This window comes from Desulfurellaceae bacterium (genome assembly GCA_021296095.1).
Classification (GTDB): domain Bacteria; phylum Desulfobacterota; class Binatia; order Bin18; family Bin18; genus JAAXHF01.
The window spans coordinates 21792-39264 of record JAGWBB010000004.1 but is presented as its reverse complement, the minus strand read 5'-3'; the positions used below and the strand labels follow the sequence as shown (position 1 = coordinate 39264).

18 protein-coding genes are annotated in these 17473 nt (G+C 64.3%); 8 read left to right on the top strand and 10 right to left on the bottom strand.

The window, feature by feature from the left end; genetic code table 11:
• Window positions 1-31 precede the first annotated feature (31 nt).
• The gene (gene coxB, locus J4F42_01400) at window positions 32-811 is read right to left on the bottom strand and encodes a cytochrome c oxidase subunit II (GenBank protein MCE2484140.1); all 780 of its coding nucleotides are present in this window, start codon (window positions 809-811) and stop codon (window positions 32-34) included.
• Window positions 812-974: 163 nt separating this feature from the next.
• On the opposite strand from coxB, the gene J4F42_01395 reads away from it, so the two are divergent.
• Genes J4F42_01395 through rpmF form a run of 3 tightly spaced genes read left to right on the top strand, consistent with a single transcriptional unit; the run spans window position 975 to window position 1864 of the window.
• On the top strand, window positions 975-1157 hold the full coding sequence (locus J4F42_01395; GenBank protein MCE2484139.1) for a hypothetical protein: 183 nt from the start codon (window positions 975-977) through the stop codon (window positions 1155-1157).
• Window positions 1158-1168: 11 nt separating this feature from the next.
• The gene (locus J4F42_01390; GenBank protein MCE2484138.1) at window positions 1169-1639 is read left to right on the top strand and encodes a 4Fe-4S binding protein; all 471 of its coding nucleotides are present in this window, start codon (window positions 1169-1171) and stop codon (window positions 1637-1639) included.
• A gap of 24 nt (window positions 1640-1663) precedes the next feature.
• Window positions 1664-1864 carry a 50S ribosomal protein L32 gene (gene rpmF / locus J4F42_01385; GenBank protein MCE2484137.1) on the top strand — a complete coding sequence of 67 codons (201 nt, stop codon included), beginning with the start codon at window positions 1664-1666 and terminating at the stop codon, window positions 1862-1864.
• Between the two features lie 52 nt (window positions 1865-1916).
• Here rpmF and J4F42_01380 read toward each other — a convergent pair whose 3' ends face one another.
• On the bottom strand, window positions 1917-2789 hold the full coding sequence (locus tag J4F42_01380; GenBank protein ID MCE2484136.1) for an ATP phosphoribosyltransferase: 873 nt from the start codon (window positions 2787-2789) through the stop codon (window positions 1917-1919).
• Between the two features lie 148 nt (window positions 2790-2937).
• Here J4F42_01380 and lpxD point away from each other — a divergent pair, with 148 nt between their 5' ends.
• Window positions 2938-4026, top strand: a complete 1089-nt coding sequence (gene lpxD, locus J4F42_01375; protein MCE2484135.1) for a UDP-3-O-(3-hydroxymyristoyl)glucosamine N-acyltransferase — start codon at window positions 2938-2940, stop codon at window positions 4024-4026.
• Here lpxD and J4F42_01370 read toward each other — a convergent pair.
• A complete protein-coding gene (locus J4F42_01370; protein ID MCE2484134.1) occupies window positions 4023-6788 on the bottom strand; it encodes an AsmA family protein in 2766 nt (921 codons plus the stop codon). The genes lpxD and J4F42_01370 overlap by 4 nt on opposite strands.
• A gap of 1 nt (window position 6789) precedes the next feature.
• Complete coding sequence (locus J4F42_01365) at window positions 6790-7524, bottom strand: HAD family hydrolase (GenBank protein ID MCE2484133.1); 735 nt, start codon at window positions 7522-7524, stop codon at window positions 6790-6792.
• Window positions 7525-7727: 203 nt separating this feature from the next.
• On the opposite strand from J4F42_01365, the gene J4F42_01360 reads away from it, so the two are divergent.
• Both J4F42_01360 and J4F42_01355 read left to right on the top strand, forming a co-directional pair.
• The gene (locus J4F42_01360) at window positions 7728-8129 is read left to right on the top strand and encodes an FxsA family protein (GenBank protein MCE2484132.1); all 402 of its coding nucleotides are present in this window, start codon (window positions 7728-7730) and stop codon (window positions 8127-8129) included.
• Window positions 8130-8162: 33 nt separating this feature from the next.
• Complete coding sequence (locus tag J4F42_01355; protein MCE2484131.1) at window positions 8163-10187, top strand: NAD(+) synthase; 2025 nt, start codon at window positions 8163-8165, stop codon at window positions 10185-10187.
• Here the strand turns inward: J4F42_01355 and pyk are convergent.
• Window positions 10182-11591, bottom strand: coding sequence for a pyruvate kinase (pyk, locus tag J4F42_01350; GenBank protein MCE2484130.1), 1410 nt, complete (start codon window positions 11589-11591; stop codon window positions 10182-10184). The two genes, J4F42_01355 and pyk, sit on opposite strands and share 6 nt — an antisense overlap.
• A 137-nt stretch (window positions 11592-11728) precedes the next feature.
• Here pyk and J4F42_01345 point away from each other — a divergent pair, with 137 nt between their 5' ends.
• Together J4F42_01345 and J4F42_01340 are read left to right on the top strand one after the other, a co-directional pair.
• Entirely contained in the window at window positions 11729-12970 is a 1242-nt protein-coding gene (locus J4F42_01345) for a CDP-alcohol phosphatidyltransferase family protein (protein MCE2484129.1), read from the top strand.
• A gap of 13 nt (window positions 12971-12983) precedes the next feature.
• Window positions 12984-13460, top strand: a complete 477-nt coding sequence (locus J4F42_01340; GenBank protein ID MCE2484128.1) for a GIY-YIG nuclease family protein — start codon at window positions 12984-12986, stop codon at window positions 13458-13460.
• 197 nt (window positions 13461-13657) lie between these two features.
• Here the strand turns inward: J4F42_01340 and J4F42_01335 are convergent, their stop codons facing one another.
• The 5 genes from J4F42_01335 to J4F42_01315 form a co-directional block, all read right to left on the bottom strand.
• Window positions 13658-13942 carry an RNA-binding protein gene (locus J4F42_01335; GenBank protein ID MCE2484127.1) on the bottom strand — a complete coding sequence of 95 codons (285 nt, stop codon included), beginning with the start codon at window positions 13940-13942 and terminating at the stop codon, window positions 13658-13660.
• Window positions 13943-14118: 176 nt separating this feature from the next.
• A complete protein-coding gene (locus J4F42_01330) occupies window positions 14119-14991 on the bottom strand; it encodes an MBL fold metallo-hydrolase (protein ID MCE2484126.1) in 873 nt (290 codons plus the stop codon).
• Between the two features lie 51 nt (window positions 14992-15042).
• Window positions 15043-15540, bottom strand: coding sequence for a nuclear transport factor 2 family protein (locus tag J4F42_01325; protein MCE2484125.1), 498 nt, complete (start codon window positions 15538-15540; stop codon window positions 15043-15045).
• Window positions 15530-16945: a Rieske 2Fe-2S domain-containing protein gene (locus J4F42_01320; GenBank protein MCE2484124.1), complete on the bottom strand. Its 1416-nt coding sequence runs from the start codon at window positions 16943-16945 to the stop codon at window positions 15530-15532. Before J4F42_01320 ends, J4F42_01325 begins: the two co-directional genes overlap by 11 nt.
• Before the next feature lie 50 nt (window positions 16946-16995).
• Window positions 16996-17319: a hypothetical protein gene (locus tag J4F42_01315; protein MCE2484123.1), complete on the bottom strand. Its 324-nt coding sequence runs from the start codon at window positions 17317-17319 to the stop codon at window positions 16996-16998.
• Between the last annotated feature and the right edge of the window lie 154 nt (window positions 17320-17473).

The following is a 17473-nucleotide window of genomic DNA, read 5'->3' as shown; positions in this document are numbered from 1 at the left end:
TGTCTGGCTCTTGGTCTCGCTCGGTTGCCGCTTATTCAGCGGTAGTCTGGGCTGCCTCGGGCATGTCGGGGGCGGTCTCCGCAGCCGCCGCTTCCGGCGCGTCGGGCACGTCCGTGGCTGCGGCGGTCGCTTCCGGCGCTGCTGCTGCCGGTGGCGGCGGCGGCCACTGCTCGTCTACCCAGGCCTGATACTCGTCCGGGGCCAGGGCGTACAGCCAGCCCTTCATGCCCGAGTGGCCGAAGCCGCACAGCTCGGCGCACGGGATCTCATACCGGCCCGGCTTGTTGGCCTGAAACCAGCCGATGATCTCTCGACCTGGAACGGTATCCTGCTTAAAGCGCAGGTTGGGCAGAAAGAAGCTGTGAATCACGTCTCTGGAGGCCAGGATGACCCGGATGGGCTCGCCGGCCGGAACCCGGATATCGTTGTCAACCTGCTTGTCGTCGGCGGTGTCGAACTCGCCGTCCGGACCGGGATACAGGATTTCCCAGTTGAACTGCTTGCCGGTCACCTTGACCACGGTATCGGTGTCGGGCGGCACGAGCTTGATATCCTCCCACAGCGAGGTGCTGGCCAACCCCAGACCGATGAAGACCATGGCCGGAATGATCGTCCAGATGATTTCCAGCGGGGTGTTGCCGTGGGTGTAGGCCGCCCGCCGGTCGCCCCGGTCTCGGTACACAAACAGAAAGATGAGCATCAGGGCGGTGACGACAATGAAAGCCGCAGCGGTCAGGTAATAGATGAAATAGAAGAGCGAATCGATCTCCGCTCCGTACGGCGAGACGTCTTCAGGCAGCCACTCTAACATGAATACCCTTTCCTTTTTCCCTGCGCAGAATCGCTCCCATGTATACCGAAAAACCGTTCTGCCGCAAGGGGAGGGGGCGGGCGGCCAAAACCGAACGCGGTCTGCGAGCGACGCGCCCCCTTCGTTGACAAAATGTGGGGGGCTCGCTAGTGTTGGGGCAGTTATGCAGAAAACAGGTTGGGAACAGTTCGTTGAAATCATCACCAAGCCCGACAATATCCCTATTGTCGGCTTGATGTTTCTGGTGTTGTACTTCACTTGGCTCGCCTTTCGGGAAGGCCGGAAAAACGACCAACTGATCGAAGAGGGCCGGGCCGACGAAATTCTCGACGAAATGCAGAAATAGGGAGTGGCCGTATGCCGTTCACCATCGTGGCGGAAAACTGCACCGGGTGTAGCGCCTGCGAGAAGCGCTGTCCGACCAAAGCCATCAGCGGAGAGTCCAAAAAAGCCTACTTTATCGAACCCTCGCTGTGTATCGACTGTGGGGCCTGCGGCGTGATCTGCCCCGACGCCGCCATTTTGGATACCTTCGGGACGGTGACCTCTGTCTTGAAGCGGGTTGAGCGGCCCATCGCGGTAGTCCATCTCGATAACTGCAACGGCTGCGGCGTGTGTATCGACGTGTGCCCTTTTGACTGTATCACGCCCTCGGTCCATAACGGTCCTCAGTACCTCGGCCGCGTCGATGTTGACGAAAAGACCTGCGTCGGCTGCCAGCTGTGCGAAGAGGTGTGCGGCTGGGAGGGGATTTTTATCATGACCGGAGCGGACAAGGACGCCTTCCTCAGCACCATGGAGGAACAGGGCGACGAAGCCCCGGCCTGAGCGAGGGCGCAGAAAGGAAACCCTGTGGCGGTCCCCAAACGACGAACCTCGCGCACCAAACGCAACAAGCGGCGGGCTCACCACGCCCTGTCGGCTCCGGCGCTGCGGACGGATACCCAGACCGGCGAAACCCACCTGTCGCACCGCGCCCACATCGGCACCGACGGTGCGTATTACTATCGGGGCAGGCGGCTGACCGAGCCCATCGAAGAAGAAGAGGAATAGCGATCCGAGATTCGCCTTCGGCCCGCATCTTTCGGTGCGGGCTTTTTTGCGCCTAGATGATTTTGTTCAGGGGATATTCGATAATCCCCACCGCCCCGTTCTTGATGAGCTGGGGGATCAGCTCTCTGACCCGGCTCTCGCTGATCACGCTTTCGACCGCAAACCACGGGGTCTTGTACAGCGGCGAGACGGTAGGCGCGGTCAGGCTCGGCAACATCTCGACGATGTGGTCGAGCTTTTCCTTGGGCACGTTCATCTTGATGCCGACCTTGGCCTCGGCTTCCAGGGCGCCGGTCAGCAGCAGGGCAATCTGCTGGATGTGCTCCTTTTTGGCCGGGTCCTGCCAGGCTCGACGGTTGGCAATCAGCTGCGGGTTGGAGGTGAACAGCTCGTGGATGATCCTGAGGCCGTGGGCGCGGATGGTCGAACCGGACTCGGTGACCTCAACAATCGCGTCAACCAGTTCCTCGGCCGCCTTGGCCTCGGTCGCACCCCACGAAAATTCGACCGCGACATCGATATCCCGTTCGGCAAAGTAGCGCTTGGTGTAGGCGACCAGTTCGGTGGCGATCCGTTTGCCGTGCAAATCCTGAGGAGTTGTGATCGGCGAATCGTGCGGCACCGCAATGACCCAGCGGGTCGGCTGAAAGCTGGCCTTGGAGTAGACCAGATCTTTGACCACCTCGACATCGGCGTTCTGCTCCATGATCCAGTCTTTGCCGGTCAGTCCGACATCCAGCGCGCCGGATTCCACATACTGGGCCATCTCTTGAGCCCGGACCAGCATGCAGCGCAGCGTCGGGTCATCAATGCTGGGAAAATAGCTCCGCGAACTGGTGGTGATTTTCCAGCCGGCTTTGCGAAACAGGTCGATGGTGGTGGCTTCCAGACTGCCTTTGGGAATCCCGAGTTTGAGTGTTTGCATGAATGCCTTTGCGTTTTCGTCCCGGATTTTGGCGGCGGCCAGTGGTGTTCCTAACACACAGGCCGGGGAGTGACAAGCAAAGGGTGGGCCGGTAGTGGTGGGAGAGCGATAGGGGCGACACATAGGCAAGGGTGAAAGGAGAGGCCGGATGAAACTTGGACACATCGCCGAGCGCTTAGGCGCCGAACTCCACGGCGACGGCGCGCTGGAGATTGACGGCATCAAGCCCATCGAAGAGGCCGGACCGGCAGAGCTGACCTTTCTGACCAACAAAAAATACGCGGCCAAACTCCCGCTGACCAGGGCGGCTGCGGTCCTGGTGGCTCGGGACGTGCCGCTCGGACAGCTTGCGGACAGGCTGGCCCTGGTCCGGGTGGACAACCCGGCGCTGTCCCTGTCTCAGGTGCTGGGCTGGTTTTATCCGCCCTACGTCCCGCCTGCGGGAATTCATCCCACGGCCGTGATTGCGCCCTCGGCTCGAATTGGCGAGGGCGCCTCGGTCGGACCCTACGCCGTGGTCGGCGACGAGGTGGTGATTGGCCGCGGGGCGCGCCTCGCCGCCCATGTCGTCATTTATCCCCAGGTCAGGATTGGCGACCGGTTTACCGCCCACGCCGGCGCGGTAGTGCGCGAGGGCACGCGGATCGGCCACCGGGTTGTCCTGCAGAGTGGGGCGGTCGTTGGCGGGGACGGGTTCGGCTATGTGCCGCTGCCCGACGGGACGGTTGTGCCGAATCCGCAGACCGGTCATGTCGTGCTTGAGGACGAGGTCGAAATCGGCGCCAACACCACCGTTGACCGGGCCACCCTGGGGGCGACGCGCATCGGTCGGGGGACCAAGATCGACAATCTGGTGATGATTGCCCACGGCTGCGAGCTTGGCCAGGGCGTGCTGCTGGCCGCTCAGGTCGGACTGTCGGGCAGCACCAAAGTCGGCTCAGGGGTGCAAATGGGCGGTCAGGTCGGTGTTGCCGGTCATTTGACGATCGGCGACAAGACGCGGGTGGCGGCCAAGAGCGGCATTCCCAACGATGTGCCGCCCGACTCCGTTATCGGCGGCTATCCGGCCGTCGATATCTTTTCCTGGCGCCGCTATTCGGCCCTGCTGCCCAGGCTGCCCGAAGTGGTCCGTCGGCTGCGACGGGTGGAGCGGGCGATTGGCCGGCTTGTGGGCGGCCAGGAGGGCCAGGAGGGCCAGGGCCAGAAGGGAGAAGACGCACCCAAGCGGAGCGCTTAGCGTCCGAACAGGCCCCTCAGCCCTTCCCGCAAGCCTTCTCTTAACACGTCCTCGGGCCTGACCGGATCGGCCGGGGCGTCGTCCCGGCCGTCTTGTGTCCCTCCGTCACGCGTCGCCGTCGGGGGTAGGAGTTTGTTCAAGACCTTGTCTTGCAGGGCTTCGACGCCCTGGGTGACAAGACCGCGCTGGACCCGCCGGGCTATGGCCGTGATGTCAGGCACGGGTTTTGCGCCGGGCAGGCTGCCGCGCAGGGCAAAGGGCAGCGCAATCCGTCCCTGATCGTTGCTGAGCAGACTGGCCAGCCGCACGCCGTCTTGAATATCCTGTGACAGCTCCTCGGCCAGAATGAGTTGACCCTGAAAATCAACGGTCTGGTCGTAGTCCAGCCAGCCCTGGCCCTGGGTCGTATAATCGGCCGCCGCCAGCTGCACGTCGTCAAGCAGGATTCTGCCCTGGCTGAGCCGAAGACGGCCGCCCAGCTGAAGAAACTCGGTGTCTCGGCGACTGAAAAGAGCCGGGTACTTTTGGCGCACGCGTGGCGAAACAAAATTCGTCAGACCCGGAATACCGGTGACCTGCCGCAGCACCTCGTCGGCAATGTTGATGTCGGTCAGCGCCCCGTCCTTGATCTCCAGCTCACCCCGACCGTCCAGGCTCGGTTTCAGGGCTGGCCAGTCCCGGCCGCTGCCGGTCAGCTCAAGGCTGAAATCGGCCGTGCCGTGCGCGGAGTCGGACGCCCCGGGCAGGGAGACCCTGAACAGCTCGGCCAGCTCAATGTTCGAGACCTGCGAGGCGAGTCGGAGCCGGGGCGGGCTGGCAGCCGTATCGTAACGTCCCGAGGCAACGACCGAGCCGCCCAGCGTATCGACACTGAGCCGCTCAAGCCTGGCTACCTGGTCTGACAGGGACAGCTCGGCCTGGAGGTCCGTATAGTCAACTGCGGCCAGTCGGCCCTGGGCCGAGGAGAGCGTGGCGCCGAGCGCCAGCCGTCCGCCTTCCAGCCGCAGCCGGCCTTCGCTCTTGAGACTGCTGAGGACATCCGAGGCGGCCTGCCCATCGGTCAGGACATCCGCCAGCCACAGCTCGGGCGAACTCAGGCTGTAGCGTGCGTCCACGGGCCTCAGGCGGGCAAGGTCTGCGGCAAACGCGAGGGTCGATCTGCCGATCCGAGCCGAGGCATTTTGGATGCTGGCGCCCTGGCCGGTCAAGCGAATCGAGGCGTTCAGGGCGGTCAGCGGTTGGGGGAGTTGGGCCAGGCTGGCGCTCGCCTGGTGGAGGTCAAACGTGCCGGTCACGTCGGGCCATCGCTCTTCGCTTATCTGTCCCTTGATGCGGCAGTGCAGCTCCATCTGTCCGGCGGCAGACAAAGCGTGCAGCTCAGGCACAATCCCGCTCCAGCCGGCCAGATCAACCCGATTGGAGTCCAGCCGCAGATCCAGGTTTGGGCGATTGCCGAGGCTGACCTCGCCGCTGGTGGTCAGGGCCAGGGTGTGCAGCTGGATTTTTGCCTCCTGGAGATCGACGCGCTCCGGCATCAGGCGGGCCTCGGTTGTTATCACCAGCGGCGTGGCCCGGGGTTTGCGAAACCGGTCGCCAAACGCAAGCGCACTGTCCGTGGCTTCGACTGTTGCGGTGAGGGCCAGATCGTCCAGCCCGCCCTCGGCCCGGAGCGTTACCGTAGCCGGACCCTCAGCCCTCAGTTCAGGCGGGAGATGGGCGGCCAGCGGGTCAAAGCGCAGGAGTCGGGGCAGGGCGAGCGGCCCCAGGGCAATATCGCCGCTGAGGCGCAGGGCGGCCATGTCGGCGCCCAGCGGACCCACCTCGCCCGTCACCCGCAGGTTGGCCTGATCGGACTCGAACACCGAGGCTGTCAGTCGCACATCCGATACCATCAGAGCGGCGGCCGTTCCCGACACGCGGCTGCTGAGGCGCAGCGGACCGGACAGGCCGAGGCCGGGCGGAAGTGTCTCGACAACCTGGGGTAAAGCCTGGCCTAGAGCAACGCTATCGAGCGGGTCGAGGCTGAGGCTGGCGTCAACGGCCAGCTGCTCGACCTGCACCTCCGGGCCCAGCGGGCCGAAGCTGCCCGATACGCGAAGGTTCTGTTGCTCGGCCAGAAACGCTGCGGACAGCTCCAGGCTGAGGGGTCGATCAAGGCTCAGATCCTCGACCTCCAGGTCGATCTGGCTGAGGCGCAGCTCGGTCCGGGTCTGACGGTCGGTGTAGTGGATATCGCCGTTGACGATATTGGCCAGGGCGACCAGCAGCAGAAGACCCTCCCCGCCGCTGGCCGGGGCTGCCTCCGAGGCTTGGGGCGGAACGGCCTGCGTCCCGCCGGAGTCTTGAGGTGAAGCGTCCTGCGTCTGCCCTCGGCCCAGGCTGGCAAAATTGAACACGCCCTGGGCGTTGCGAATCAGCCGAATGACCGGGTCACGCACAATGACCCGCCCGACCTCAAGCTCTTGCCTGAGGAGCGGCATGAACTTGAGCCTGATTTGCAGGTCTGTCGCACGGACAAAGGTCTCCGAGGAGAAGGCCGGGTCGTCGGCCAGAGCCACGTTTTGCAGCCGGGCGCCGATCCCGCCCCACAGGCTGAGTTCGATGTCTCCAATCTGCAGCGGACGGCCCAGGGCCTGCTCGGCCTGGGCCAACAGCCGGTCCTTATTGGCCTCGACCAGACTGTTGAGATTCGATACGGCAAATGCCAGCAGGCCGCCGATCAGGAGCAGCAGGACCAGACCACCAAGCATCAGTTTTCGCATATCAGCCGTCCTTCTGTGCCTCGGCGATAAGCGGCAGCAGGTCCGGAATATGGCGAATGACGTGTTGGGGGCGCGGCTCGCGGTCGGGCGGCGGCTGGTCATCCCGGGACCAGATCAGGACCGACCGCAGCCCCAGCCGGTTGGCGCCGGCAATGTCCTGGTCCAGCGAGTCACCGACAAAAAAGGCGTGGTGCGGCTCACAGCCAGCCTGTTCCAGGGCTCGGCGAAAGATGCCTGGATCGGGCTTGCACGACCGGGCCTGCTGGCTGGTCAGCAGCGCGTCAAAATACGGCGCCAGGCCGCTGATCTGCATCATATGGCTGAACTGGTCATCGTCCACATTACTGACGATGCCGAGGTGGAGTCCGCAGCTGCGGAGGGCGCGAAGCGTGTCTTGAACGCCGTCCCGCAGGACGAAGTCTTGTGTCCGGCGTGCGAACTGAGCCGCCCGGTAGCGGCCGAGCAACTCGGTGCTGAGGCTCACCCCGTAGGCGTTGGCCAGACCGTGCAAGACCTCGTCGAACAAGTCACGGTGCAGATAATACGGACGGTCCAGGTAGTCGTAAAAGACGTGCTTGAGCGTCGCCCGATAGGTCCGTCGGATGTCCCGCTCGTCGGCCTTAACACCTGCCCAGCGGGCGAGGTCAATCAGGGTTTCCCGCTCGCCTGCGGCCAGGGTTTCATAGTCAAAAAGCGTTCCGCCGAAGTCAAACAGCACGGCCCGAACCGCAGCCATCGCAGCCTCCTCTCCAAGCTAGGCTCTTGAATCTGACACATTCGGTTGCGTCGTGCCAGCGACCCAGTCGGATGAGAGGTCAAAAGTCAAAGGTCAAAGCTGAGAAAGAGAAGGCGCTTCTGACAGCTTTGTAGTCGTTTTAAGCTTTTGCCATTTGCGTTTTGCCTTTTGACATTTGAGCTGTCTTTTGTTTCACTGAATCCATGTTTTTCCGTCTGTTCCTCCTCTTCACCCTCGTGCCCCTGATCGAACTCTACCTGCTGATTACCATCGGGACCTACCTGGGGGCCGGGCCGACCATCCTGCTCGTCCTCGGCACGGGCATGGCCGGGGCGTATCTGGCCCGACTGGAGGGCTGGCGGACGTGGCGCAAGATCCAGACCGAGTCGCAGCGGGGGGTGACGCCGGCGAATGAGTTGATCGACGGGGTCCTGATTCTGGCCGCGGGCGTGCTGCTGATTACGCCCGGCGTGTTGACCGATGCAATCGGGCTGGGCCTCCTGTTTCCGCCCACCCGCAGCGTCCTCAAGCGGTCCATCCGCCGGGCTCTCGAAAAACGTATCCAGCCGACCCACATTGAGGTCCATTTCGACCGTTTATCCTAGCGGTTCGCGCTGAACCAGCGCCGCGGAAAGAGCATGTCCGTGCCATTCGCCGACCATGCCGGGTTTGGGTTTGTCCGGGTCGCGGCGGCTTCGCCGTCCGTCCGGGTTGCCGACTGCGGCTTTAACGCCCAGCGTATCCTGGCCATGCTGGAACGCGCCCAGGACCAGGATGTCGCCGTCCTGGTTTTTCCCGAGTTGTGTCTGACCGGCTATACCTGCGCCGACCTGTTTCACCACCAGCCCCTCCAGCGGGCCGCGCTGGCTGCCCTGGAAGACCTCACCGGACACACCCCCGGACGGTTTTCCGGGCTGGTCCTGGTCGGCCTGCCGCTGGCTGTCGAGGGCCAGCTGTTTAACTGCGCGGCGGTCATCTATCAGGGCGCCTTGCTGGGGGTCGTGCCCAAGTCTTTTCTGCCCACCTACCGGGAGTTTTACGAGCGCCGCTGGTTTGCTCCGGCTGCGGCCGCCCCGAGCCCGGACATCAGCCTGTTCGGCCGGCCGGTCCCGTTTGGCAATGACCTCGTGTTTGTGGCCGACGGCTGGCAGCACCTCGCTGTCGGGGTTGAACTCTGTGAAGACCTATGGGTGCCGCAACCGCCCAGTTCGCGTCAGGCCCTTGAGGGCGCGACCGTGCTGGTCAATCTGTCGGGCAGCAATGAGGGAACGAGCAAGGCTGCCTACCGTCGTCAGCTGGTGACCGGTCAGGCTGCCCGGTGTATTGCCGCCTATGTCTACAGCGCCTGTGGTGGCGGGGAATCCAGCACCGACCTGGCCTTTGGCGGCCACTGCCTGATTGCCGAAAACGGCACCCTGCTGGCCGAGTCCGGGCCTTTTGGCCAGGACGAGACCTTGTGTGTGGCCGATGTCGATCTCGAGCGCCTGCACGCCGACCGGCTGCGGATGGGCAGTTTTCACGACGCCCGCGACCCCCGGCTGCCGCGCCTGCGACGCCAGCCGTTCGCCTTGGCCTCGCGTCCGACCCCGGCTCGCCTGGCGCGACGGGTGGAGGCCCAGCCCTTTGTTCCGGCCGGGCAGGACGACCTGCGCGAACGCTGCGAAGAAGTCTTTCGCATCCAGGTCGCGGGCCTGGGCGGGCGTCTGCGCCACCTCAGCACCCCGCCGGTGGCGATTGGGGTGTCGGGCGGGCTGGACTCGACCCTGGCCCTGCTGGTGACGTGTCGGACTGCGGATGCGATCGGGCTGTCGCGCCAGCGCATCCAGGCCCTGACCATGCCCGGCTATGGCACGACGCAGCGCACCAGAAAGAATGCGACCGACCTCATGCACCAGCTCGGCGTGAGCAGCCGCCAGATCGATATTCGCCAGCTGTGTCTGGACGAGATGCGGGCCCTCGGTCACCGGCCGTTCGGCATCCGGCTGGACGGGCTGAGCGTCGAGGCACTGAGCCACAAGCTGAAGCAGCTGCCGCCCGAGGCGCGCCACGATCTGGTGTTTGAGAACGTGCAGGCCCGGATGCGGACCAGTCTGCTGATGAACAGTGCGTTTGTGATCGGGACCGGAGACCTGTCCGAGCTGGCCCTGGGCTGGGCCACGTATAATGCCGATCACATGAGCATGTACAACCCGAATGTGGGCATTCCCAAGACCCTGGTCCGTTTTCTGGTCGCCTGGGCGGCCGAGCACGAGTTCAGCGGGGCCGTCCAGGCCACGCTGCGGGCCGTGCTTGCAACCCCGATCTCGCCCGAGCTGCTGCCAACCAGCCCGGCCGGCGACATTGTCCAGGAGACCGAAGACATCATCGGCCCGTATGAACTGCACGACTTCTTTCTGTTCCATTTTTTGCGCTATGGCACCGCGCCGGCCAAGATTCTGTACCTGGCCGCTCAGGCGCGTTTCAGCCGGGCCTACGCGCCGCCGGAACTCCGGCGCTGGCTGCGGGTGTTTCTGCGCCGCTTCTTTGCCAATCAGTACAAGCGTTCGTGTCTGCCGGACGGCCCCAAGGTCGGTTCGGTGAGCCTGTCGCCGCGCAGCGACTGGCGCATGCCGAGCGACGCCCAGGTCGCCCACTGGTTGGCCGAGTTGGAGGACGAGCTATAAGAGTTCGGTGGTCAGAATGTAGCTCGCGTCCGAGACAAAGGAAATAAACACCACCTTGCGGCCCGCCAAGCCGGAACCGCGCAAGAGTTCCCGAGCGTCGCGCCGCAACGCCTCACGGTCCTCAGTCGCGGTCGGCAGCAGGATCGGAATGACCCCGTGGACCAGGGCCAGACGCCGGTAGGTTTCCGCCCGCGGGGTGACGGCCACAATGGGCTGCGGCGGACGGTACTTGGCAATCCGCAGGGCGGTAAAGCCGGACACGGTGACGGTCGCCAGGGCCGCGACCTCGAGCGTGGCGGCAATATCGCAGGCGGCGTGAGCCATCGCGTCGGCCTCGGCATCAGGTCTGTCGGGGGGGATGCTCCAGTCGAGCCGCCGGGTGAGGGTCTGTTCGGTCTCTTGAGCGATATCGGCCATGGTGCGCACCGCCCGGGCCGGATAGCGGCCGACGGCGGTTTCTTCGGACAGCATGACTGCATCGCTGCCGTCCAGCACGGCGTTGGCCACATCGGCGACTTCGGCGCGGGTAGGGCGGGGCGAGGTGACCATCGAGACCAGCATATGGGTGGCGGTAATGGCCGGCTTGGCCTGCTGGTTGGCCTCCCGGATCAGGCGCTTCTGGATGTGGGGGACACGGGCAAACGGGGTCTCAATGCCCAGATCCCCGCGGGCAATCATAATGCCGTCGGCTGCAGCCAGAATCTTGGAAAAATTGCCCAGCGCGGCCTGGGTTTCGATTTTGGCGATCACCGGTGTCTCGCTCCCACAGGCTGCAATGGCCCGCTTGGCGGTCACCACGTCGTCGGCCGTGCGGACAAACGACAGGCCGATATAATCGACGCCCCGCTCAATCCCAAAGCGCAGATCGACGCTGTCCTGCTCGTCGAGGATCGGCAGCCCCATCAGCCCCGAGGGGCAGTTGACTCCCTTGTTGGCGCTCAGCGTTCCTCCGACCACGACCGCGCACCGAATGTCGTGGCCGCCGACCTGTCTGACCTCCAGCTCAATCTGGCCGTCGGCCAGCAGCAGCGTATCCCCGGGCCTGACCTCCTGGGGCAGCCGGGCGTAGGAGACCGATACCGCATCCCGGTCGCCGACAACGGGCCGGGAGGTCAGCGTAAAACGCCCGCCGGCTTGCAGCTCGATGGGGCCAGCAGCAAAGTCGCCGATGCGCACCTTGGGACCGGCCAAATCCTGGAGAATGGCCAGCGGCCTACCGGCGGTTTCGGCCAGCCGGCGCAAACGCCCGATCCGTCGGCCATGTTCATCGTGGCTGCCGTGGGAGAAGTTGAGCCGGGCGACGTTCATTCCGGCCGTCAACAGGGCCTGGAGCTGGTCCGGGGAGTCGCTGGCCGGCCCGATAGTGGCCACGATCTTGGTTTTGCGGTCGTTGAGCGGGAGCATGCGGCTGATATCTCCTTTGGACCTGTGGGTAGTGCACTTCCGGGACAGGACCCGGCTGGTCCGTAGCTGACAGGTGTCAAAATAGCATATATGACAGAGGTGGGGGCGGGGAGCCGACCGTCCACCGAGAACGTCATATGATTAGTGCCGCTGTCATTCTGTTGCCCACCCGCTATCATCCGCTGACTGTGGTCGGCGGGCTGTCCCTGCTCAAGCGGGCGATTTTCACCGCCCAACGCGCCGGCGCAAAAACCTGCTATCTGGTCTCCGCCCACACGGCCGAACAGACGAGCGCGCTGCGCCGCTCGCTGGCCGGCGACCTGCGGCTGAGCAGCCGGCTGGTGTGGCTCGGTCCGCAGGAGACGCCTCCCGACCCGCAGCCGGGCGGGCCGGACGCTGAGCAGTGTCTCGCCTTTGAGGTCCAGACCGTGTTTGCGGCCGATCTGGCCCGCGACCTGGCCGAGGCGGCGGCGCCCCAGGCTGTCTGGGCGGTGGGCCAAGCGCCACAGGACTGCGCGCTGGTCGTCTTCCCGCTGCCCGCCCTGCCCACGGCCCTGGCGCGCCTGCAAACCGCAGGCGCCGAGCTGGCTGGGGGAGACTGGGGCGCAGCGGTGCAGCGCTTTGCGGCCGAGGGCTATTTTCTGGCCCAGGTGTCTCGCCCCAGTCTGGCTGCCGGCGTTGAGAAAGCCCTGCTGCTGTCTCTGCCCAACCCCCGGGACGGTCTGGTTGATGCCTACCTCAACCGTAAGCTGTCGCGTCCCTTGACCCGTCTGCTGCTCCGTACCCCGCTGACGCCCAACCACATCACCCTGCTGTCGTGCGGGGTCGGTCTGCTGGGGGCGGCCTGCTTTTGGGGCGGGGGCTATGCCTGGCCGATTCTGGGCGGCCTGCTGTTGCAGTTGTCCGCAGTCGTAGACTGTGTTGACGGCGAGGTCGCCCGGGTGAAGTTTCTGGAGTCCCCCCTGGGAGCCTGGCTCGACATCACCCTCGATACCCTGGTCCATATCGCCATCTTTGTGGGGGTTGGCATCGCGGTCTGGAAACAGGGCGGGGCCACCTACGCGCCCCTGCTGGGCGGCGCCCTGGCTGTTGGGGCGGCGATCTGTTTTCCCTTTGTGACCATGGCCGAGAAGACCGAGGAACAGGGCAAACAGCAGGGCGGCTGGGAGAACGCGATCATCCAGAATATGATCGAGGGGCTGACCAGCCGTGACTACTCGATCATCGTCCTGCTGTGCGCCCTGGTCCAGAAACTCTCGTGGTTCCTGTGGAGCGCGGCGATTGGCGTTCAGGTGTTCTGGTGCATTCTGGCCGTCCTGCTGCACAAAGCCGGACGGCTGAACTGGGCGGTCTTCTCGTCGCGCTCGCTCGACGCCTGAGGCGGGCCTCGGTATGGACGCCCGGCCCGGCACTTATGCGCTGCTGCTGCGCGCCCGATCCGGCGGGCGTATCCAAATCGGTCGGTGTGGCAGTCTGGCGGTCCGGCCCGGCTGGTATGTCTATATCGGCAGCGCCTTTGGTCCGGGCGGTCTGCGCGTCCGGCTCCGCCACCACTGCCGGGTCTCGGAACGCCCCCACTGGCACATTGACTATCTGCGCCGGGCTACCGCGCCCGAGCTGGTCTGGTACAGCCACGACCCGCAGCACCGCGAGCATAGCTGGGCGGAGAGCGTGGGACGCCTGGGCTCGGCGCAGGTCCCGCTGCCCGGTTTTGGGGCGTCTGACTGTAACTGTCGCAGCCACCTGTTCTTTTTCCCGCACCCGCCCCGCCTGGCCGTCTTTCGACGCCGGGTTCGGGCGGCCGTACCGGACCACGCCCGGATCGCCTCGGCGACCCTAGCCGACGCCGGCACACTGGAGTCCGGGTAAAAACAGGATGCGTACAGCCCAAAACCCAAGCCGGGAAGAATACCCTATGCGCAGCGCTTCGTATGACACCCCGTAGGTCTGCCCAGAGCATCGGAACCCGGACGTTTGTCTTTTTCGGGCCTGCGGCCGCGCGCCAGGCGGGAGAAGGCCGGGTGTCCTGATTGGACAAGACACCCGATGTGGAGTCGAGAGCCTGTCTACCAGCGCCGGTCGCGGTCGCGGCCGCCACGCGGCTGCTGCGGCTTGGCTTCGTTGACGGTCAAAGGACGGCCCTGCAGCTCCTGCCCGTGCAGGTTTTCAATCGCAGCCTGGGCTTCTTCCCCGCTGCCCATTTCAACAAAGCCAAAGCCCCGCGAGCGACCGGTAGACTTATCGGTGATGATATTCACCGAGGTCACACTTCCGGACTGACTGAAGGCGGCTTCCAGTTCCTCCGGGGTGGTGTTAAAGGACAGATTCCCAACAAAGAGTTTCGTCGCCATACAATATTTCTCCGACAAGAAAAAGGCCCCGAGAACCATGAGTGCAGTTCCAGGGGCCTGATCTCTCTCGAACTAAACTCACTGAATCGGACCGACCCAGCGCCGGGAACTCTAACAGAAGCCCGATGCCAGAACAAGCCGCAGGTGAGGGCTCACACCGCCCGGGAGACGAGGCTCTAACACCGAATCCGCTTGTCCTGGCCCGTGCTGACGATGTGGACCCCGGTCGGCGTATTAAAATGGGTGCCCAGAATGAGCGTCTCCGTGTCGCAGTAGGTGTCGATGAAGCGCGTCCGGGTGGCGATCGCCAGCGCCTTGTCGGTATCGGCCTGCTGACTCCAGCCGGGTTCGGCGATCTGGACCGGGTTGACCATCATATCGCCGGTGATGATCGCCTGGTAGCCGTTTGAGCGCAGCCGCACACTACAGTGGCCGGGCGTGTGGCCAGGGGTCGGCAGCAGGCTGACCTCGTCATCCAGACTCCAGGCCTCGTCCACCCACGCGACCTGGCCGGCCTCAAGAATGGGTAGAATGTTCTGCTCGACCACAGCCTGATCTTCGGGGGCGGGCGCGTCCTTCCAGTGCTCCCACTCGTCCGTGCTGAACAGATAGGTCGCGTTGGGAAAGGTCGGCACCCAGCGACCGTCCTCCAGCCGGGTATTCCAGCCGGTGTGATCGAGGTGCATGTGGGTGCAGAACACGTAGTCGATGGCCTCCGGGCCACAGCTGGCTGCGGCGCAGTCTTGCAGAAACGCGGCCCGGCGACCGTTCCACTGCTCAAAGGCCAGACCCCGCTTGTCGTTGCCGATGCACGTGTCAATCATGATCGTGTGGTGACGGGTCTTGAGGATAAAGGCATGAATGCTGAGCAGCATCAGCTTCCTGTCGTTCACAAAGTGGGGCTGGAGCCAGTCGAGGTAGGGGTCAAAGTCGTCTTTGCGTTTATCGACGTACATAAAGCGGGGGCTGGTCGGCTCCAGGCTGTCCAGGACTTTTGCGATCTGGATGGCGCCGACGCTGAAGCCTTGGATATGGTGTGGCGTGGACATGATGCCTCCTGTGGTCATGCGGACTGGCGGTTACACCTCCGCTGCCCCGGCTCAGACATGATACACGTCCAGCACCGTCTCAATCTCGTCGTTCAGGACAATGATCTTTTTCTTGGCGATTTTGAGCCGGTCCGCCTCGGGATGCAGGACGTATTCGTAAAAGCCGAAATAGCTGGCCGCCTGCCGCAGCTCGGTCCGGTACAGGTTGACCTGCCAGTGAGCCGAGACGCGGGGCTGGCGGTCGACGACATCCGTCACCCGGATATTGGTGACCAGGTGACAGGTCCGGGGCATGGGCACCGAAGCGATGGTCGTGCCCGACTCGATCCGCCACACCCGGTCTTCCAGACCCGAGCGGTCCCGATAGTAGATCAGCGACAGCTGCGAGCGCGGATCGTCGGTCGGCTGGTTGGTGTCGTCCCAGGCCGGAATCCAGAACTCGGCGTCCTCGGTATACAGCGCCAGCCACTCGGCCCAGCGCCGCTGGTCGAGACACGCGGCCTCTTCGTACAACAGGTCCGTACACCGGGGTAGCAGCTCAGACACCATGGCCGTCTCCGGCGCCGTTGGTCTGGGCCGCGCCCTGGCGCATGAGTTTGAGCCACTGGCGGTAGTGGCCGTGGTAGATCGTCTCGTCCCGGAAGTCGGGGGCGCTGGAGTCGGGCTGAAGCCCCAAGGCTTGAGCCTCGGCGTCCGGGCCGCGGACCAGGCGTCGGGCGCCCCGCACATAGCCCTGCTGCCAGCGGACCTGGCGGCCCTCATAGCCCCGCTGGCAGGCCTCAAAGGCGGCCAGATCGTCCGGCGTGCCCACCCCGCTGGCGTTGAAGAAGTCCTCGTACTGACGTAGCCGGTGCTCGCGCATCTCGGGCGCTTCCCCGACCGGCGCGATACAGTAGGTTGACACCCGGGTTTTATCCGGCGCCAGGGGGTGAATGACCCGCAGCTGGGTTGAGATCTGGTCCATGAAGAAGACGTTGGGGTACAGCAACAGGTTGCGCAGCCGGTCCATCATCCAGCGCGCGTGCGGCTCGCCGTGGCGGCTCGCCATCTCGTCCCGGCGCCCGTAGGACGGCCGGACCTGGGGGTTGGGATAGTCGGTCCATAACAGAGTGTGACCATTGCCCAGGTCGTAGCTGCCGTTGGCCACGGTCGCGGCTTCGAGCCGCTGGACATCCAGGGCTTTGACCGCATCGTTCCGGGCGGCCGCCCGGCGCTGAATGACGCCCATGAAGCTGCGGTGGACCACGTCAAAGTGGTAGCCGTCCACCCCGTTTTCGGCCTGGAGCTTCCAGTTGCCGGCAAAGGTGTAGTCGGCGCTGCCCCTCAGCACCTCCAGGCCCTCAGGAGCCTGGTCGGCCAGCATGTCGATGCAGGTCCGGGCCGCGCCCAGATGCTCGTCAAGCTCGGGCACGTCGGGGTTCAGGCTGGCAAAGAGAAACCCGCGATAATTGGTCAGCCGCGGGATACGCGACAGGCCGTGGTCCTGACGCTCGAACACGGGTGGGTAGGCGCCGCTGTCGCGGTCCTTGACGCTGACCAGGCCGCCGTTGGTGTTGAACGACCAGCCGTGGTAGGGGCAGGTCAGCACCTTCTGATTGCCCCGCTTGGCCAGACACACGGTCGCCCCCCGGTGCGGGCAGGTATTGATGAAACCGCCGATCTCGCCGGCCTGGTTGCGCATCAGGAGGACCGGCTGACGGCCCATGGTGGTGGTGAAGAAATCGTTGGGCCGGGGCAGCTGGCTCTCGTGGGCGACGTAGATCCAGCTGCCCTCAAAGATATACGCCATCTCCAGCTCAAAGATGTCGGGGTCGGTGAACAGCGCGCGGTCGATGGTGAAAAAGCCCTGCTCGGGCTGATCGACGATATAGGTCTGGAAGTCTCGCAGCGGGCGCTGTTGGGGTGTCAATGCCCGCCCGTTGGGGGATTCGTGTGGGGCAACCGATGTAGCCATGCGCCTCCCTCCTTACTTATTGTGAACAGAATAGCGCTGATTCTGCCGCCTTACGGGGCAAGGTAGCGTACCAGAGCTATAGCCGTCCCTATGATGGTCCCTGCAATGGTGAGAGTGGAAACGAGCATGAACTTGTAGACATTTTGAAAGCCTTTCGCCACGTCTTGAAAGCCTTTCGCCACGTCTTCCCGCAGGGTCACGATGTCAGTCTTCAACTCTGTCTTCACCTGGTCCAGGTCAGCCCTGGTTGCAACAGTAGCGCTCAGGGCTTCCTGTAGCGAGTTGGTCAGGGTGTTTGCCTGCTGCTGTGTGAATCCTCCCTCACGGAGTTGTATGGAAAACTTCAGGGTATCAAACGGGCTGGTGGTCGCCATAGCGTGTCGGCACTCCTCCTACAGCCTTATTCGATTTCTCTTGCTCTATCTACCCCTCTGGGGAGGAGAAGAGGGAGGGCAGAAACGGGGCGTCTCACTATGCACCTGCCTTCGCATACGCCGTGCGCTGTGCTGCACGCAGACTCTTCCATCG

Bases quoted from the DNA above. Each gene is read 5' to 3' on its own strand.
- J4F42_01395 (MCE2484139.1), top strand. From the start codon at position 975: ATGCAGAAAACAGGTTGGGAACAGTTCGTTGAAATCATCACCAAGCCC.
- lpxD (MCE2484135.1), top strand. From the start codon at position 2,938: ATGAAACTTGGACACATCGCCGAGCGCTTAGGCGCCGAACTCCACGGC.
- J4F42_01315 (MCE2484123.1), bottom strand. From the start codon at position 17,319: ATGGCGACCACCAGCCCGTTTGATACCCTGAAGTTTTCCATACAACTC.
- coxB (MCE2484140.1), bottom strand. From the start codon at position 811: ATGTTAGAGTGGCTGCCTGAAGACGTCTCGCCGTACGGAGCGGAGATC.
- J4F42_01340 (MCE2484128.1), top strand. From the start codon at position 12,984: ATGGACGCCCGGCCCGGCACTTATGCGCTGCTGCTGCGCGCCCGATCC.
- J4F42_01345 (MCE2484129.1), top strand. From the start codon at position 11,729: ATGATTAGTGCCGCTGTCATTCTGTTGCCCACCCGCTATCATCCGCTG.
- J4F42_01320 (MCE2484124.1), bottom strand. From the start codon at position 16,945: ATGGCTACATCGGTTGCCCCACACGAATCCCCCAACGGGCGGGCATTG.
- J4F42_01370 (MCE2484134.1), bottom strand. From the start codon at position 6,788: ATGCGAAAACTGATGCTTGGTGGTCTGGTCCTGCTGCTCCTGATCGGC.
- J4F42_01360 (MCE2484132.1), top strand. From the start codon at position 7,728: ATGTTTTTCCGTCTGTTCCTCCTCTTCACCCTCGTGCCCCTGATCGAA.
- J4F42_01380 (MCE2484136.1), bottom strand. From the start codon at position 2,789: ATGCAAACACTCAAACTCGGGATTCCCAAAGGCAGTCTGGAAGCCACC.
- J4F42_01365 (MCE2484133.1), bottom strand. From the start codon at position 7,524: ATGGCTGCGGTTCGGGCCGTGCTGTTTGACTTCGGCGGAACGCTTTTT.
- J4F42_01325 (MCE2484125.1), bottom strand. From the start codon at position 15,540: ATGGTGTCTGAGCTGCTACCCCGGTGTACGGACCTGTTGTACGAAGAG.
- pyk (MCE2484130.1), bottom strand. From the start codon at position 11,591: ATGCTCCCGCTCAACGACCGCAAAACCAAGATCGTGGCCACTATCGGG.
- J4F42_01335 (MCE2484127.1), bottom strand. From the start codon at position 13,942: ATGGCGACGAAACTCTTTGTTGGGAATCTGTCCTTTAACACCACCCCG.
- J4F42_01355 (MCE2484131.1), top strand. From the start codon at position 8,163: ATGTCCGTGCCATTCGCCGACCATGCCGGGTTTGGGTTTGTCCGGGTC.
- J4F42_01330 (MCE2484126.1), bottom strand. From the start codon at position 14,991: ATGTCCACGCCACACCATATCCAAGGCTTCAGCGTCGGCGCCATCCAG.
- J4F42_01390 (MCE2484138.1), top strand. From the start codon at position 1,169: ATGCCGTTCACCATCGTGGCGGAAAACTGCACCGGGTGTAGCGCCTGC.